This is a genomic window from Burkholderia sp. TSV86 (genome assembly GCF_001522865.1).
Taxonomy (GTDB): Bacteria; Pseudomonadota; Gammaproteobacteria; order Burkholderiales; family Burkholderiaceae; genus Burkholderia.
In genome coordinates, this window is the sequence record NZ_LOWB01000075.1 from 1 (window position 1) to 16,154 (window position 16,154).

General features: G+C 64.8%; 13 protein-coding genes and 1 pseudogene. 7 read left to right on the forward strand and 7 right to left on the reverse strand.

All coding sequences use genetic code 11. The features are described 5' to 3' along the window. Positions 1-183: pseudogene (locus WS68_RS27625) on the reverse strand (efflux transporter periplasmic adaptor subunit); the annotation flags it as partial. Positions 184-243: 60 nt separating this feature from the next. Then, positions 244-1,098: an alpha/beta hydrolase gene (locus WS68_RS12165; protein ID WP_059571239.1), complete on the reverse strand. Its 855-nt coding sequence runs from the start codon at positions 1,096-1,098 to the stop codon at positions 244-246. Positions 1,099-1,279: 181 nt separating this feature from the next. Between WS68_RS12165 and WS68_RS12170 the strand changes: the two genes are divergently transcribed. Both WS68_RS12170 and WS68_RS12175 read left to right on the forward strand, forming a co-directional pair. Then, positions 1,280-2,284, forward strand: coding sequence for a LysR family transcriptional regulator (locus tag WS68_RS12170; protein ID WP_059512826.1), 1,005 nt, complete (start codon positions 1,280-1,282; stop codon positions 2,282-2,284). Between the two features lie 528 nt (positions 2,285-2,812). Further along, positions 2,813-3,115: a DUF4148 domain-containing protein gene (locus tag WS68_RS12175; protein WP_059571053.1), complete on the forward strand. Its 303-nt coding sequence runs from the start codon at positions 2,813-2,815 to the stop codon at positions 3,113-3,115. A 205-nt stretch (positions 3,116-3,320) separates the two neighbouring features. On the opposite strand, the gene WS68_RS12180 is transcribed toward WS68_RS12175, so the two are convergent. The 3 genes from WS68_RS12180 to pdxR all read right to left on the reverse strand — a co-directional run bounded on the left by WS68_RS12180 (position 3,321) and on the right by pdxR (position 7,365). Beyond that, positions 3,321-4,382 (reverse strand): purine-nucleoside phosphorylase, encoded by a 1,062-nt coding sequence (locus WS68_RS12180; protein ID WP_059571054.1) that lies wholly within the window; start codon positions 4,380-4,382, stop codon positions 3,321-3,323. Positions 4,383-4,617: 235 nt separating this feature from the next. Then, on the reverse strand, positions 4,618-5,685 hold the full coding sequence (selD, locus tag WS68_RS12185) for a selenide, water dikinase SelD (RefSeq protein WP_059571055.1): 1,068 nt from the start codon (positions 5,683-5,685) through the stop codon (positions 4,618-4,620). 141 nt (positions 5,686-5,826) lie between these two features. After that, entirely contained in the window at positions 5,827-7,365 is a 1,539-nt protein-coding gene (gene pdxR, locus WS68_RS12190; protein ID WP_059571056.1) for a MocR-like pyridoxine biosynthesis transcription factor PdxR, read from the reverse strand. A 142-nt stretch (positions 7,366-7,507) separates the two neighbouring features. Here pdxR and WS68_RS12195 point away from each other — a divergent pair, with 142 nt between their 5' ends. The 3 genes from WS68_RS12195 to WS68_RS12205 all read left to right on the forward strand — a co-directional run bounded on the left by WS68_RS12195 (position 7,508) and on the right by WS68_RS12205 (position 11,070). Next, positions 7,508-8,791 carry a 4-aminobutyrate--2-oxoglutarate transaminase gene (locus WS68_RS12195; protein WP_059571057.1) on the forward strand — a complete coding sequence of 428 codons (1,284 nt, stop codon included), beginning with the start codon at positions 7,508-7,510 and terminating at the stop codon, positions 8,789-8,791. A gap of 179 nt (positions 8,792-8,970) precedes the next feature. Next, positions 8,971-10,440, forward strand: coding sequence for an NAD-dependent succinate-semialdehyde dehydrogenase (locus tag WS68_RS12200; protein ID WP_059571058.1), 1,470 nt, complete (start codon positions 8,971-8,973; stop codon positions 10,438-10,440). A gap of 168 nt (positions 10,441-10,608) precedes the next feature. Then, positions 10,609-11,070 carry a hypothetical protein gene (locus tag WS68_RS12205; RefSeq protein ID WP_156429482.1) on the forward strand — a complete coding sequence of 154 codons (462 nt, stop codon included), beginning with the start codon at positions 10,609-10,611 and terminating at the stop codon, positions 11,068-11,070. 160 nt (positions 11,071-11,230) lie between these two features. Here the strand turns inward: WS68_RS12205 and WS68_RS12210 are convergent, their stop codons facing one another. Then, positions 11,231-12,703: a methyl-accepting chemotaxis protein gene (locus WS68_RS12210; protein WP_059571060.1), complete on the reverse strand. Its 1,473-nt coding sequence runs from the start codon at positions 12,701-12,703 to the stop codon at positions 11,231-11,233. 363 nt (positions 12,704-13,066) lie between these two features. After that, positions 13,067-14,278 (reverse strand): 3-oxoadipyl-CoA thiolase, encoded by a 1,212-nt coding sequence (gene pcaF / locus WS68_RS12215; protein ID WP_059571061.1) that lies wholly within the window; start codon positions 14,276-14,278, stop codon positions 13,067-13,069. A gap of 463 nt (positions 14,279-14,741) precedes the next feature. Here pcaF and WS68_RS12220 point away from each other — a divergent pair, with 463 nt between their 5' ends. Beyond that, positions 14,742-14,945 (forward strand): hypothetical protein, encoded by a 204-nt coding sequence (locus WS68_RS12220; RefSeq protein WP_059571062.1) that lies wholly within the window; start codon positions 14,742-14,744, stop codon positions 14,943-14,945. 412 nt (positions 14,946-15,357) lie between these two features. Further along, positions 15,358-16,143 (forward strand): IclR family transcriptional regulator, encoded by a 786-nt coding sequence (locus WS68_RS12225; RefSeq protein WP_059571063.1) that lies wholly within the window; start codon positions 15,358-15,360, stop codon positions 16,141-16,143. Positions 16,144-16,154 lie beyond the last annotated feature (11 nt).

A 16,154-nucleotide genomic window follows, 5' to 3' on the forward strand; every position in this document is an offset into this window, starting at 1 on the left:
GCTCTGCCAATCCGTTACCGTCTTCGACAGCACGCCGGCCACGTCCACTTCCGTCAGCGGCGCCTGCGCCTTGTCGGCACTGCTCGCGTTCACGCGGATCGCGCCGAACGCACCAAGCCCGGCCGCAACGACGACAAGCACCGCAGCGGCGATCCGCGAATGAGGAGTACGCAAAATAGCCATGAAAAAAATCTCCAAGTTGTTCGGTTGGTTGCTCGAATTCGAATGAAACGCCGGCAAACGTCAGCCCGGCACGCCTGCGCCAAAACGGCAGTGGAGAAACCGGGCCGCCTCCTGCAACGCAGGCGCGTGATCGGCGAGCGCCGCATGCGAGACGTCGCGATAGCGGATTACCTGCGTCAGCACGCCGGCCTCGATCAGACAACTCGCGTACTTCTCCGCCTCGACGTGCAACACGTCGTTTTGCGCGGTTGCAACGAGTGTTGGCGGCAGCCCGGCAAGGCGCGCCGACTCGAGCGGCGCCGCATACGGATGCATCCGCTGCGCGGGCTGCGGCAGATACGCGCGATAGCACGCCGCACATTCCCGCGCAGTAATGTCAGACGATAAGCGCGTTGCATCGGCGAGCCGCGTCATGCTTGGGTCCAGCATCGGCCCAAACAGCGCCTGCGCGGCGATGTGAATTTCGCCGCGATCGCGCGCAATGAATGACAGACAGTTCGCCAAATGGCCGCCCGCGTCGTGCCCGGCGACGGCGATCTTGCGCGGATTGCCGCCGAATGCGCGGGCACGGGCGTCGGCCCAGCGCGCCGCGCAGTACGCATCCTCCGGCGCGGCCGGAAACGGATGGCGCGGCGCAAGCGAGTAATCGACCGATACGACGAGCGCCGGCACCTGCTCGGCGAGGTAGCGCGCGGCACGATCGGCGTCGTCGAGCGAGCCGCGCACGAAACCGCCGCCATGAAAATAAAGCACTACTGGCATTAAGGACTTATCGGGACGCCGGTATAAACGCAAGCTGATGTCCTGCGCATAGCCTGCGATCACAATCTCCGATACCGCAAGTGCCGGGCGCGCGAGCGTCTTGTCGGCGCTCGCGCGGGCGGGGCTCAGGCGGCGAAAGTCGAATGCGTCCATAGTGAGCGTGCGCGGCATCGCGCATCCATTTCAAGATGGATCGCATTCTCGGTCCGGCAAACATCCGGATAAATGCCTATAATCCGGCAACACAATTCACTTCCCTTGAACAATTGTTGGCTGCGTCACTCGCATGGTGTCGCGGCCTTTGGTCGTTAGGGGGTCAATCGCGGAGGTAGTGATGGATCGGCTGCAGGCCATGCAGGTATTTACGCGCGTCGTCGATACGAACAGCTTCACCAAGGCAGCCGAGACGCTCGGGCTGCCGCGCGCGTCGGTGACAACGATCATCCAGAATCTGGAATCCTTCCTGGGCGTGCGGCTGATGCACCGCACGACGCGCCGCCTGTCGCTTACGCCCGACGGCGCCGCTTATTACGAGCGCTGCGTGCGCATTCTCGCGGATGTCGAGGAGACCGAAGCAAGTTTTCAGGTCAACAACCGTAAGCCGCACGGCAAACTGCGAGTCGATATGCCCGGCTCGATCGGACGCCTGATCGTGATCCCCGCGCTGTGCGAATTCCACACGCGCTACCCGGATATCGACCTGCAACTGGGGCTTACCGACAGGCCCGTCGATCTTCTGCAGGAGGGAGTGGATTGCGTGATCCGCGTCGGCGCGCTGCAGGATTCGTCGCTCGTCGCACGGCGCGTCGGGCTGTTCGAGGGAACGACGGTCGCGTCGCCCGAGTATCTCGAGAAGTATGGCGAGCCGCGCACCATCGACGAACTTGCCGGACACAAAGCCGTCAACTATTTTTCGAGCCGCACCGGGCGCAACATCGATTGGGCGTTCCTGATCGACGGCAAGGAAGTTGAGGTGAAGATGAACGGGCTCGTGTCGGTCAACGACGCGGACGCTTACGTGACCTGCGGCGTCGAGGGCTTCGGGCTGATTCAGCCACCGCTCTTCATGGTGCTGCCGCAGTTGCGCGACGGCACGCTGAAGGAGGTGCTGACCGGCTACCGGCCGCTGCCGATGCCGATCTCGGTCGTCTATCCTCACAGCCGTCATCTGTCACCGAAGGTGCGCGTATTCGTCGACTGGGTCGCCGAGATCTTCGATCGCTGCCCGTTGTTGAGCGGACGCAAGGGGCTCGATGCCGCTTGCAGCAAGCGCACGTTCGAGGAAGCCGAGCGCGCGCCGTCTCTCGATACGCCGGTGCTGAACGAGTGGGTGGCGTGAATCGCACAGACATAATGCGAACGTGCCGGCAGGCAGGCGTTCGAGCGCGCGGCGGGTGGCGTGTGGAGAACGGCCTGCGGTGATGACCATCATGACGACAGCACAGCATTCGGCGCGCGACGCGCGCAAAACAATCGAGTTGCGTGCGCACATGCCGGTGCATGCGCGAAGCGGGGCTGCCGTGTGCTGCCCCTTCGGCATATCCATCGGGCGCGGCCGCCGCGCAAGCGCTTGCGCGTGCCGCCGATCGAGCGGCTTGATTGAGCGGCTAACCGAGTAGCTGACTGAGCGACAGCCCCCTCGCGTGCGCCGCGAGAGCCGCGGTGACGGCTAAAACGTGACGGTCTGCACCGGCGCACGCCTCTCGCAGCCGTACCCCTACCACCGCCAACGGCATCGATTGTTCGATTCTCGCGACAAATCAATTCGCGACAATGCCATTTATCACTCACGCAACTAGTCCTAAATTACAACCTGTCGCGCACCGCACCATTTCGAACGTGCGCATCGAATCGACAGGAGTTGCACATGAAACGCAGCAGTCTGCTTGCCATCGCCGCGGTCGCGCTTGCCGCCACCGCGCCGGCCTTCGCCACCGATAACGTTACCGGCCACGCAGGCGATTACATCAATGCGTCGCGCGACGAACCAGGCCCGCGCACACGCGCCGACGTGCAAGCCGAACTCGAGCGCGCACAGCGCGACGGCACACTGGCCGCGCTACGCAAATCGATGTCATACGCGCCTCCCGGCGCGCCCGGCATCGAACTCGCGCAACGCGCATACCGGCCTGATCCGAACGCTAATCAGCTTGCCGGCGCAGGCCGGTAAACGCATGACGCCGCGCATCGAAACCGATGCGCGGCGCCATGTCCATCAGATACCGTTCACTGCATTGGCCAGCGTCAGATCACGATCATGAACGAACCGATTCCGTCGCCACTCGATCATTGGGACGACAACACGCCCATCTGGAAACCGTTCCGCTCAAGCGCACCCGCCGCTGATCAGCGCGCATCGATGCGCGCGGCAAGCGTCAACGGGCCGGCACGCCGTTCTTCCAGTCGCCCCAGTGCTTGACAATATCCTGCACGAGCGGATTGCCCGCGAGATACAAGTTCTGCGTGGCGAGCGTGAAGCCGCCCTGATCCGCGTAATTCAATAGATTGTCGACGTCTGTCTGCCCCGGATATGGGCGGTCGAAATCCGAGCCGGTGCGCAACACCGCGACGCGCGACGTGTCGACACGGCCCACGCTCTCCGCGCGCTTGAGCGCCTCGAACGACGAGTTGTCCTCCTGCGCCGTCATGCAGTACGCACCCTTGTTGTCGGTGAGGATCTTCGCCCACTGTTCGGCGCGCTCGCCGAGCCTCGTGCCGGAGAACCACGTGTTGCCGGATAGCGTGTCGCAACGCGTCACCATGGGCACCTGATTCGCAGGCGCGTAGTTAAATTTCGCGCGCGCCGCTTGCGCTTGCGCGCTGTCCGCGAGCACCGCATTGCGCGACAACGCATAAGCGGCATCCGTCAGCTTGCCGTTCAGTTGGAACACTTCGGTGCGATAGTCGAGCGGCGGCTTGTCGTTCGGGCTCTTCGTGTTGATGCCGAGATAGCCGCTGTTCCAGGTCGACGGAATATCGCGCGCATCGATTTCCCACTGCAAGCCGAAATCGACCAGATATCTCGACCATGCGGCAGTGCCGAGCGTGCCTTGCTTCGGATTCACGCCTGCAATGCCCGAGATCAGGAAGTACGTCTTGCGCAAATCGAAGCGGTTCGAGAACGTCAGTGCCATGATCGTCGACGCGGCGTTCGCGTAACCCATGCCCGTCGTGACGACGCACACGTCGTCCTTGTTGCAATGGACAGCCGGATAGTCCGGCGACAAACCGGCCACCTTGATGTCCTTCCACGGCCCAAGCTTGTCGAGCCAAGCCTGCCCTTCAGGGCCGAACATCGTGACGATCATCACCTTCACCGGATAGCCGTGCGCGCGGGCATCGGCTGACGCGTCGTCGCTATCGTGCGCGATGGACGGCGCCGTCGCGCACGCAGCGAGCGAGAAGACAGCTGCGGAAAGTATCGAGCGAGTCAACATGAACGTTCCTTGATTTGAGTAAGTTGGATAAGAACGGAGTTCGGCAACTGCGTGCGCAGTATAGGGCTTCAATATCGATGCGTGAACGGCGCAGGGCAGTGCCGGGGGCCCGGGCTCGCCACGAGGAGCCGGTACGATGGCGTCTTGCCGGTGGAATCCGGGCGCCCGCGCGCGCGGCTCACGCGCACGTGCCGGCCCGCACGTGCCAGTGCCCACGCCGGTTAGGCAAACGGCATCACTGCACGTCAACGCATGCCGGCCCGTCGATCATCTCGCCGATCACCACGGCGCGATCGAAACCGTCGTCGTGAAAACATGCGAGCACGTCGTCGACCGATTCCGGTGCACACGCAACGAGCAAGCCGCCCGAGGTCTGCGGATCGGTAAGCAGCACCTGCGCGACAGCGGGCAAGCCGGCGCCGAGCCCGACGTCGCGGCCATAGGCTGCCCAATTGCGTCCGGACGCGCCCGTGAACATACCAGCCGCCGCGAACCGTTCGACGCCCGCCAGCCACGGCAGCGCGCCGTAACGCACGCGCGCGGTCAACCCCGCGCCGCGTGCGAGTTCGAGCGCATGGCCAAGCAGGCCGAAGCCCGTCACGTCGGTCAGCGCATGCACGCCCGGCAGGGCGGCGAGCGCCGTGCCGGGGCGGTTGAGCTTCGTCGTCGCGGCGATCATCTGCGCGTAGCCGTCGGCGTCGAGCTGGTCTTTTTTCAGCGCGGCCGACAGCACGCCGACGCCCAGCGGTTTGCCGAGCACGAGCACGTCGCCCGCGCGCGCGGCCGCGTTGCGCTTCACGCGCTGCGGATGCACGATGCCGAGCGCCGCGAGCCCGTAGATCGGCTCAACCGAATCGATCGAGTGCCCGCCCGCGATCGGAATACCCGCTTGCGCGCACACCGCCTCGCCGCCCTTCAACACTTCGGCGATCGTCTCGTGCGGCAGCACGTTGATCGGCATGCCAACGAGCGCGAGCGCGAGAATCGGCTTGCCGCCCATCGCATAAACGTCGGACAGCGCATTGGTGGCGGCGATCCGGCCAAAATCGAACGGATCGTCAACGATCGGCATGAAAAAATCGGTCGTCGCAACAATTGCCTGCTCGTCGTTCAAGCGATAGACGGCCGCGTCGTCGGACGTCTCGATGCCGACGAGCAGATCGGGAAACAACGCGGGCGCGGTATTGCGCTTGAGCAATTCGGACAGCACGCCGGGCGCGATCTTGCAGCCGCAGCCGCCGCCGTGAGAAAGGCTCGTGAGGCGCGGCGCGGCGGCCGCATCGGATCGGTTGGAATCGGTCATCGCAGGATTGGGAGACGGGCGAAGCGCTCTATTATCGGCAATTTGGCGTCGGCCGTCTCGGCGCGCATTGGCACGCGATCGCGCCGGGCCGATCGCGGCGCCCCGCCCGCACGCGACAGCAAGCCGCGCGGCCCGCGACGCTCAAGCCGCCGTGCACCCACGCCCAAGCACCGTCTCGTCGATCGCATACGACAGCATATCGAACGCCCGCGCGATCTCGTCCTCCGGCACGCACGCATAGCCGAGCAACAATCCGGCAGCCGCGCGCCGCGCATTCGCGTAATAGCCTGACAGCGCGCGCACAACGATGTCGCGCTCGAGCGCCGCGCGCGCGAGCGCGCGATCGTCGGCGCCGTCGGGCAGACGCATCACGAGATGCAGCCCGGCGTCGCCGCCCACCGCGGGCAGCTCGTCGCCGTAGCGGCGCGCGAGCGCGTCGAGCAACGTTTGCCTGCGTTGCCCGTACAGCGTGCGCATCTTGCGGATATGCGAGACGAAATGGCCTTCGGCGATGAATTCGGCAAGCACCGCCTGTTGCAAAAGCTGCCCTTCGCGATACAGCTCGGCGCTCGCGGTGGCAAAACTTTCCGCGAGCGGCTCCGGCACCACCAGATAGCCCACCCGCAGCCCCGGAAACAGGGTCTTGCTGAAGCTGCCGACGTAAATCACCTGCCCCGCCGTATCGAGCCCTTGCAGCGACGCGAGCGGGCGGCTGCCATACCGGAATTCGCTGTCGTAATCGTCCTCGATGATCCATGCGCGATGCTGGCGCGCGTACTCGAGCAGCATTCGCCGCCGCGCGAGGCTCATCACCATCCCGAGCGGATACTGATGCGACGGCGTGACGAGCATCAGCTTCGGCGGCGTGGCGAAATCGTCGGCCGAGGGCGCGATGCCTTCGTCGTCGACAGGAATCGGCCGCGTGGTCAGCCCCGATACGTGCAACACGCTGCGCACGCCCCAGTAGCACGGGTCCTCGGTCCAGACCGCGTCGCCCGGATCTGTCAACAAGCGCGCCGCGAGATCGATCGACTGATGGATGCCGGTTGTCACGATGATCTGCACGGGCGTGCAGCGCACCGAGCGCGACGTGCGCAAATAGTCGGCCAGCGCCTCGCGCAGCGCCGGCAGGCCGCCGCCCGGCGCGTAGGTCAGCAACTCGGGATGCAAACGCCGCCAATACTTGTTGTGCAGCCGGGTCCAAACGCGCGCCGGGAAGCGCGAGACGTCCGGCACGCCTGGCATGAACGCGCCGCCCTGCCGCTTCGACACGCCCGCGCCGCCGACGAGCCGCGCACCGCGCGCGGACAGCGAACGGGCGAATCCCGCCCCGCCGGTCTCGGCCCCGGCGGCGGCCGCGCCGGCCATGCCGGCAACGCCGGTCAGCGGCTCGCCGACGATCTCGTCGGGCGCGCTGTCCGCGACGAACGTGCCGCGCCCCGTCGCCGACGTCACGTAGCCTTCGAGCACAAGCTGCTCGTAGACTTGCGTGACGGTGTTGCGCGCAATCCCGAGTTCGGTCGCGAGCAGCCGCGACGACGGCATGCGCGCGCCCGCCGGCAGTTCGCGGGTCAGGATTGCCTGCTGCAGCAGCCGGTGCAGTTGCCGATAAATCGGCGGCTGCGCAGTGCCGCGCACGAGACGCTGCGCGAGCCAGTCCGTCAGCACGCTCACCCGCATAATTGGCTCCTTTAAATTTATCAAAATGGCTCTAATTTGCAGAGCCAAATTTGATTATAGTCACTTCAACGCGCACGCCGGCAAGACGTGCCAGCCGTCGGCCGTCGCCGGCGGCGTATTCCAGTCACCAGGAGAGACAACCGTGAAAAATGCCGAACTGCATGCCCGCAAGAACGCCGCGACGCCGCGCGGCGTCGGCGTGATGTGCGATTTTTACGCCGCGCGCGCCGAAAACGCCGAGCTGTGGGACGTCGAGGGCCGCCGCTTCATCGATTTCGCCGCGGGCATCGCCGTGCTGAACACGGGCCACCGCCATCCGAAGATCGTGAAGGCGATCGCCGAGCAGCTCGAGCAGTTCACGCACACCGCGTACCAGATCGTCCCATACGCGTCGTATGTGGAGCTTGCCGAGAAGATCAACGCACGCGCGCCGATTGCGCAGCCGAAAAAAACAGCGTTCTTCACGACAGGCGCCGAAGCCGTCGAAAACGCCGTGAAGATCGCCCGCGCACATACCGGCCGGCCGGGCGTGATCGCGTTCGCAGGCGGCTTCCACGGCCGCACGATGATGGGCATGGCGTTGACGGGCAAGGTCGCGCCGTACAAGCTCGGCTTCGGCCCGTTCCCGGGCGACGTGTTCCACGCGCCGTACCCGAACGCGCTGCGCGGCGTGACCACCGCCGATTCGCTCGCCGCGCTCGACACGCTGTTCAAGGCCGACATCGATCCGAAACGCGTCGCTGCCATCATCTTCGAGCCGGTGCAGGGCGAAGGCGGCTTCAATCCGGCGCCCGCCGATTTCGTGCGCGCGCTGCGTAAGCTGTGCGACACGCACGGTATCCTGCTGATCGCCGACGAAGTGCAAACGGGCTTTGCGCGCACCGGCAAGCTGTTCGCGATGGAGCACTACGACGTCTCTGTCGATCTGCTGACGATCGCGAAAAGCTTGGCCGGCGGGATGCCGCTGTCGGGCGTGGTCGGCCGCGCGGACGTGATGGACGCGGCGGCGCCGGGCGGCCTCGGCGGCACCTACGCGGGCAATCCGCTCGCGATCGCGGCCGCGCATGCGGTGCTCGATGTGATCGACGGCGAAAAGCTCACCGAGCGCGCGGGCGTGCTAGGCGACAGGCTGAAGGCAAAGCTCGCCGCGCTGTCGGCCGAAGTCCCGCAGATCGCCGACGTGCGCGGCCCGGGCGCGATGGTCGCGGCGGAGTTCGCCAATCCGGATACGCGCGCTCCGGACGCCGCGTTCGCCAAGCGCGTGCAGACGCTCGCGCTCGAGCGCGGCCTGCTGCTGCTGATCTGCGGTGTCGATTCAAACGTGATACGGTTCCTGTTCCCGCTCACCATCCCGGATGCCGTGTTCGACGAAGCGCTCGGCATTCTCGAGAGCGTGCTGAAGGAAACGGTGGGCGTGCCCGCCTGAGTTTTCCGCGCCGCGCACAACGGGCGGCGCGCTGCGCGCCGCGGCAACCCGGCTGCCGATGCCGCAGCGGCGCTTTCGCGCAGACGCTGCCCTGAAACCGCCGCCTGCGCGCCGCGCCTGGCCCCGCCGCGCATGTTGCGTGCGGCGGCGCCCGTTTTTTCGAATATGGTCGACATACGATGAGCACAGATCACGAAACCCTCGCACTGAAAGATCCCGCGCTGCTGCGCGAACGCGCGTTCATCGCGGGCGAATGGCAAGCCGCCGACGGCGGCCGCAGCTTCGAAGTACGCAATCCGGCAACGGGCGGACTGCTCGGCACGGTGCCCGCGATGGGCGCGGCCGAGACGCGCCGCGCGATCGACGCGGCAAACGCTGCATGGCCAGCGTGGCGCAAGCGCACCGCGAAAGAGCGTGCGGCGATCCTGCGCCGCTGGCACGACCTGATGGTCGCGCACGCCGACGATCTCGCGCTGATCCTCACCACCGAGCAAGGCAAATCGCTCACGGAAGCGAAAGGCGAGATCGTCTATGCGGCGGCGTTTCTCGAATGGTTCGCGGAGGAAGGCAAACGCGTGTACGGCGACACGATCCCGACGCCGGCCGCCGACCGCCGGATCGTCGTGACGAAGGAGCCAATCGGCGTATGCGCGGCGATCACACCGTGGAATTTCCCGGCGGCGATGATCACGCGCAAGGTCGGGCCGGCGCTCGCGGCCGGCTGCCCGATCGTCGTGAAGCCGGCCGAGGCGACGCCGTTCACGGCGCTCGCGCTCGCCGTGTTGGCCGAGCGCGCGGGCGTGCCGCCGGGCGTGTTCAGCGTCGTCACCGGCGATCCGAAGGAGATCGGCGGCGAACTGACGTCGAACCCGGTCGTGCGCAAGCTGTCGTTCACCGGCTCGACGCCGGTCGGGCGTCTGCTGATGGCGCAATGCGCGTCCACGGTCAAGAAGGTTTCGCTCGAACTCGGCGGCAATGCGCCGTTCATCGTATTCGACGACGCGGATCTCGATGCGGCAGTCGAAGGCGCGATCGCGTCGAAGTATCGCAACAGCGGGCAGACCTGCGTGTGCACGAACCGCTTTTACGTGCACGAGAAAGTCTACGACGCGTTCGCAGAAAAACTGGCCGCGGCCGCCGCGAAACTCAAGGTCGGCCCCGGCACCGAAGCGGGCGTCATGCAGGGGCCGCTCATCAACGAGGCGGCGGTCCAGAAGGTCGAATCGCACATCGCGGACGCGCTCGCCAAAGGCGCGCGCGTCACGGCGGGCGGCAAGCGCCACGCGCTCGGCCATGGCTTTTTCGAGCCGACCGTGCTGACAGGCGTCACGTCCGACATGAAGGTCGCAAAGGAAGAGACGTTCGGGCCGCTCGCGCCGCTGTTCAAGTTCTCGACCGAAGACGAAGCGATCCGCTATGCGAACGACACCGAGTTCGGCCTTGCCGCGTACTTCTACAGCCGCGACATCGGCCGCGTATGGCGCGTCTCGGAGGCACTCGAATACGGGATGGTCGGCATCAACACCGGGCTGATCTCGAACGAAGTCGCGCCGTTCGGCGGCGTCAAGCAATCGGGGCTCGGACGCGAAGGCTCGCACTATGGAATCGACGATTACGTCGTGATCAAGTACATGTGCGTTGCGATATGACGGCGTGCCGCCGCGCTCGATGAGCCGTCGCACTGAAATCCTTGCAGACAACCCCGCCGCGCTTCGCGGCCGCGCTCGGAGCAAGGCGCGGCCGCGCTGTCGACGGCATTCGGCTGGCTCGAGGCGCAACACGAGCGCAGCGCTGCCGATGCGATGCTCGCCGCTGGATTGAACAATACCGTTTCCGCGCTGCTGGACGTCGACGGTACGACACTCGAGCGCAGCGACGCGATCCAGCATGCCATCGCGCATGGCGCGCGTTTGTGCCGCGACTTGTGGCGGCGCGCGGGAACCTGGATCGACGAAGAGCGCGCGCACTATCTGTGCGCGTTCGCCCACGCCCGCTTCGGGCAGCCTCGGGAGGCGCTGGCCGCCGCCGAACGCGGACTGAAAGTCATCGAAGCTCACGGCGACGAAGAAATCAACCGTGCATTCCTGCTGCTCGAGGCCGGCCGCGCGCGGATCTCGCTCGGCGACTCAACCGAAGGGCAACGCCAGATCGATGAGGCGGCGCGGCTCGCCGCCGGTTGGAACGGCCCGTCGCTGACGAGCGAGTCCAACGGGAAGATGCGTCCATTCGCCGCGCCGCGAGCTGACTCGTCTGAAAGCACTCGCATGCTGCCTTGGTGATCGTCAGCCCGAAACATTCGGCTCACGAATTACACCGCGGTGTCGATGCGAACCACCGCGAAACGGCAAACAATGCACGCGAGCCGCCATCACGCCATCACATTCCCTAGCCGCCTAGCCTCGACAACGTTTCCCGCCGCTTCACACCCGTTGTGCGCCTTCAACGAAACACGCTGACCGCATCGGCCAGCAGCGTCGCCTGCTGCCTGAGGCTCGCCGAGGCCGCCGCACTTTGCTCGACGAGCGCCGCGTTGTGCTGCGTGACGTCGTCCAGATGAACGACCGCGTGATCGACCTGCGCGACGATGTCGTCCATTGTCCTGCCCGCGTCGTCGACCGTTTGAGCGCCCGACGCGATCTGTTCGACGCTCGCGCCGATCAACGCCTTGATCTCCTTGGCCGCACTCGCACTGCGCTGCGCGAGCGCACGCACCTCGCCCGCGACCACCGCGAAGCCCCGCCCCCGTTCGCCCGCGCGAGCCGCCTCGACGGCCGCGTTCAATGCCAGGATGTTGGTCTGAAACGCGATGCCATCGATCACGCCGGTAATCTCCGAGATCCTCCGCGCGCTCGCCGTAATCTCCCCCATCGTGCTGACCACTTCGCGCACGGCCTGCCCGCCGCGCTGCGCCGCCTCGCTCGCCGACGCCGACAGCCAGTTCGCATGCATCGCCGTTTGCGCGTTGCTCGACACCGCCGCCGTCATCTGCGTCATCGACGCGGCCGTCTGCTGAACGTTCGTCGCCGCCTGCTCGGTGCGTGTGCTCAGATCGTCGTTGCCTTGCGCGATCTCGTTGATCGCGCGCTGTACGTTCAGCACCTGCTCGCTGATATCGTCGACGAGCCATCGAAACATCAGCCCGAGCTGATTGACCGCGCGCAGCGTCATGCCGATTTCGTCGGCCCGGTTCATCTGCACGCCGTCCCGGTTCGCGCCGGTCGCGACATCGAGCGCCTGCTGGCGCAATGCGCGCAATGGCCGGACGATCTGCGCATCGAGCCACCATGCGGCCAGCGCCACGCCGCCAAGCGTCGCGCCGGCAAGCTGCGCAAGCATCGCGCTCGGCACGCCGGCCACCCACGCAGCGCCGGCAATCGTCGGCACGAGCGCCACTACCGGCAAAAGAACCCGCACGCGCACCGACATCGTCTGCAACAGCGATGTCACGCGCAGCCACCCGCCGCGCACGATCAAGCCCTTGTAAAAACGCCGGCTGCCGGCGCGCTGGTCGCGAAAGTCGCGATAAAGCTGTTCGGCGGCGGCAATCTCGTCGCGCGACGCCCTGGTGCGCACCGACATATAGCCTTGCGTCTGCCCGTACCGTATTACCGGCACCGCATTCGCGCGCACCCAGTAGTGGTCACCGTTCTTGCGGCGATTCTTGACGAGCGCGCTCCACGGCTCGCCGCCTTGCAGCGTCGACCACATATCGGCAAACGCGTTGCTCAGCATGTCAGGATGCCTGACGACGTTGTGCGGCTGACCGATAAGCTCGTCACCCGAAAAACCGCTGACTTGGACGAACATCGCATTCGCATACGCGATACGGCCGTGCGAATCAGTTGTCGACATTAGCGTCGCATCGTGCGGAAACTCGAATTCATGTTGAGTGACAGGTTGGTTGTGACGCATGCGCGCTCCGTTGTTGGAATTCCGATCGGCCTTCTTTTGGGATTTTTTGTCAATCGCTCAACAAAGGCCGTCGAAAACGGAGCAAAGGATGCGCTGAATATCACTCGCCTCCCATATCCTCCGCCGACGCCTTTGGCCGACAATTTTTGAATATTTAATGTAAACCGACCGGATTTTTCTGATTTTTATCAAATCATTCTCAACGAATTACGTGGCGATTTTAAAAATAAAATATTCACGCACTTACAGTAATTCGCTTGATTGCGGAAAACACGTCGAAATGCCGCGGCAAGCCAAAAGGAAAACGGCCCGTGCTCTTGCGAGCACGGGCCGCTTCGATAAAAACGCGATCGCCAGTGCGAATCAGACCCGCTCGATCGCGATCGCAATGCCCTGACCGACGCCGATGCACATCGTGCACAGCGCATAACGGCCCTTCGTGCGCTGCAACTGGTACGTCGCGGTCGTCACGAGCCGCGCGCCGGATGCGCCCAGCGGGTGCCCAAGCGAAATCGCGCCGCCATTGGGATTCACGCGAGGATCGTCGTCCGCGACGCCGAGCAGCCGCAATACCGCGAGCGCCTGGGATGCAAAGGCCTCGTTCAACTCGATCACGTCGAACTGGTCGAGCGTCATGCCCAGCCGTGCGAGCAGCTTCTGTGTCGCGGGCGCGGGGCCAATGCCCATCACGCGTGGCGCAACACCCGCCGTCGCAATCCCGAGCACGCGCGCGCGCGGCACGAGCCCGTGACGCCGCGCGGCGTCCTCGCTCGCGACGAGCAGCGCGCATGCGCCGTCGTTTACGCCCGACGCGTTGCCCGCGCTCACCGTGCCGTCCGCGCGCACGACGCCTTTGAGCTTCGCGAGCGCTTCGAGCGACGTCTCGCGCGGATGCTCGTCGCGCGAAACCGTGACAGGGTCGCCCTTTTTCTGCGGGATCGTTACCGGCGTGATTTCCTGCGCGAGTGTGCCGTCCTGCTGCGCGCGCAGTGCCTTCTGATGGCTGCACAGCGCGAACGCATCCTGGTCGGTGCGGCTCACGCGGTAGTCTTCGGCAACGTTTTCGCCCGTCTGCGGCATCGAATCGACGCCGTACTGCTGCTTCATCAACGGGTTGATGAAACGCCAGCCGATGGTCGTATCGAAGATTTCAGCCTGACGCGAAAACGCACTCGTCGCCTTGCCCATCACGAACGGCGCGCGGCTCATGCTTTCGACTCCGCCCGCGATCATCAAGCCAGCCTCGCCCGCCTTGATCGCGCGTGCGGCAATGCCGATCGCGTCCATGCCGGAGCCGCAGAGGCGGTTGATCGTCGCGCCCGGCACGTCTTGCGGCAAGCCGGCGAGCAACAACGACATCCGCGCGACATTGCGGTTGTCTTCGCCCGCCTGGTTCGCGCAACCGTAAATCACATCGTCCACCGCCGCCCAATCGACATCGGGGTTGCGCTCGATGAGCGTCTTGATCGGCACCGCGCCAAGGTCGTCGGCCCTGACGGCGGACAGCGAGCCGCCGTAGCGGCCGTAGCGGCCGATCGGCGTGCGAATCGCATCGCACAGGAATGCTTCGGTCATGTTCGTCTCCGGTGAAATCCGATTGCGCGAGCCAGTGCAGCGGCAATCATCGGCGCCGCTCACACCGGCATTTGTTCTTTATACGAACTTTAGATCGTTAATCGAACGTCTTTCAAGATCATAAGGACCGCTCGGGGTTCCGTCAAGCAAGGCAGCCGCGCCGCACGGCCATCATGCTTTACAAACGTATCGATCACATCGATTGCATCGGCAGACGTAACGCACGCGGGATTAGATGAAAAATTCGACTACTGCGGGAAAAACTGATATTGCGAAATAGTCGGCCGCGCTATATTAGGACTGCGCAGCGTATTCCGTATTCAATCATGGAAACTTTTACACGCTGAGCGTTTGAAACGCATTAGGCCATGGCCGCACTGCATATACGGCACGCAGCTGAGGCCGCAAGCATCGCGGCGGGGATGCCGCGCTTTTACGTTGCAATCCACGAGGGGACTTCATAATGCAAACGTTATCGATGAAACAATGCATCCAAATCAACGGCGGGGCTAACCTGATCGACGGAACGTTCAACCTGCTCGGCGGGACGTTTTCCATCAACAGTGATTCGTTGAGCACACTGCTCGACAATACGAATACGCTGGTGGTCAACGCAAACAAGTGGCTGACCAATCCGAAAGGGCAACTGTCGGCGACGAAGGGCTAACCGGGGACCTACACCCCGGGCAATGGCGAGCCGCCCCCGAAGCCCTGCCGGGCATTCGGCGGGCGGCTCGCCGCATTTGGCCAATCGGCGAAATGACAACTCCGTGACAAACGGCAGCGCGTGCGGCCGGTGAAAGGCATTCGTCAGTCGCCCCCGGAATTACAGTAAAACCCGCACCGTGCACGCTAACTCGCTCGAATCTCGAAGCGGGCTTCGCCATTTGCCTCTTCCGGCCTGCGCTCCATCTTCGTTGCCGTTGTTGCCCGCCACGCGGGTCGCATGGCATCGTCGCCCGGCCCAGCGGCCGCCTGCCGACAAATAACCGGCCAGAATCGGCACCCACCCGGCACCAAGTTGGCGCAACCCGACCCCATGCGCTAATCTTCTTGGCTGCACACCGTATCCACCCATCATGAGTACAAATCTTCCGGCCAAACCTGGCGACTCCTACGTCCAATCGTTCGCGCGTGGTCTCGCGGTGATCCGCGCGTTCGACACGGAGCATCCCGAGCAGACGCTCACCGAGGTCGCTGCCGCGACCGGCCTAACGCGCGCGGGCGCCCGGCGCATCTTGTTGACGCTGCAAACGCTCGGCTACGTCGAGGCAGATGGCCGCCTGTTCCGGCTGACGCCGAAAATCCTCGATCTCGGGTTCGCGTATCTGACTTCGATGCCGTTCTGGAATCTCGCAGAGCCGGTGATGGAGCAGCTATCGGCGCGCATCCATGAAAGCTGCTCGGCAGCCGTGCTCGATCACACCGAGATCGTCTATGTGTTGCGCGTGCCGACGCATAAGATCATGACGATCAACCTATCGATAGGCACCAGGTTGCCTGCGTATTGCACGTCGATGGGCCGCGTGCTGCTCGCCTCGCTCGATGATGCGAAGCTCGACGAAACGCTCGCGCAAAGCACGCTGCGCGCCTACACACCGCGCACGATCACCGATCCCAATGCGCTGAAGAGCGCCATCGCGCAAGTGCGCAGCCAAGGCTGGGCGCTCGTCGACCAGGAACTCGAAGTCGGCCTGATCTCGCTGTCGGCGCCGATTCGCAATCGACGCGGCCAGACGATCGCCGCGATGAACATCAGCGGCAACGCGCAACGGCATACCGCCAAGCAGATGGTGAAGGCATTCGTCGAGCCACTGCTCGAAGCTGCGCAAACGGTGTCCGCACTCGTCGCCCGACGTGGTTGACGCGCGCGCAC

Bases quoted from the DNA above. Each gene is read 5' to 3' on its own strand.
- WS68_RS12165 (WP_059571239.1), bottom strand. From the start codon at position 1,098: ATGGACGCATTCGACTTTCGCCGCCTGAGCCCCGCCCGCGCGAGCGCC.
- WS68_RS12170 (WP_059512826.1), top strand. From the start codon at position 1,280: ATGGATCGGCTGCAGGCCATGCAGGTATTTACGCGCGTCGTCGATACG.
- WS68_RS12175 (WP_059571053.1), top strand. From the start codon at position 2,813: ATGAAACGCAGCAGTCTGCTTGCCATCGCCGCGGTCGCGCTTGCCGCC.
- WS68_RS12180 (WP_059571054.1), bottom strand. From the start codon at position 4,382: ATGTTGACTCGCTCGATACTTTCCGCAGCTGTCTTCTCGCTCGCTGCG.
- selD (WP_059571055.1), bottom strand. From the start codon at position 5,685: ATGACCGATTCCAACCGATCCGATGCGGCCGCCGCGCCGCGCCTCACG.
- pdxR (WP_059571056.1), bottom strand. From the start codon at position 7,365: ATGCGGGTGAGCGTGCTGACGGACTGGCTCGCGCAGCGTCTCGTGCGC.
- WS68_RS12200 (WP_059571058.1), top strand. From the start codon at position 8,971: ATGAGCACAGATCACGAAACCCTCGCACTGAAAGATCCCGCGCTGCTG.
- WS68_RS12210 (WP_059571060.1), bottom strand. From the start codon at position 12,703: ATGCGTCACAACCAACCTGTCACTCAACATGAATTCGAGTTTCCGCAC.
- pcaF (WP_059571061.1), bottom strand. From the start codon at position 14,278: ATGACCGAAGCATTCCTGTGCGATGCGATTCGCACGCCGATCGGCCGC.
- WS68_RS12220 (WP_059571062.1), top strand. From the start codon at position 14,742: ATGCAAACGTTATCGATGAAACAATGCATCCAAATCAACGGCGGGGCT.
- WS68_RS12225 (WP_059571063.1), top strand. From the start codon at position 15,358: ATGAGTACAAATCTTCCGGCCAAACCTGGCGACTCCTACGTCCAATCG.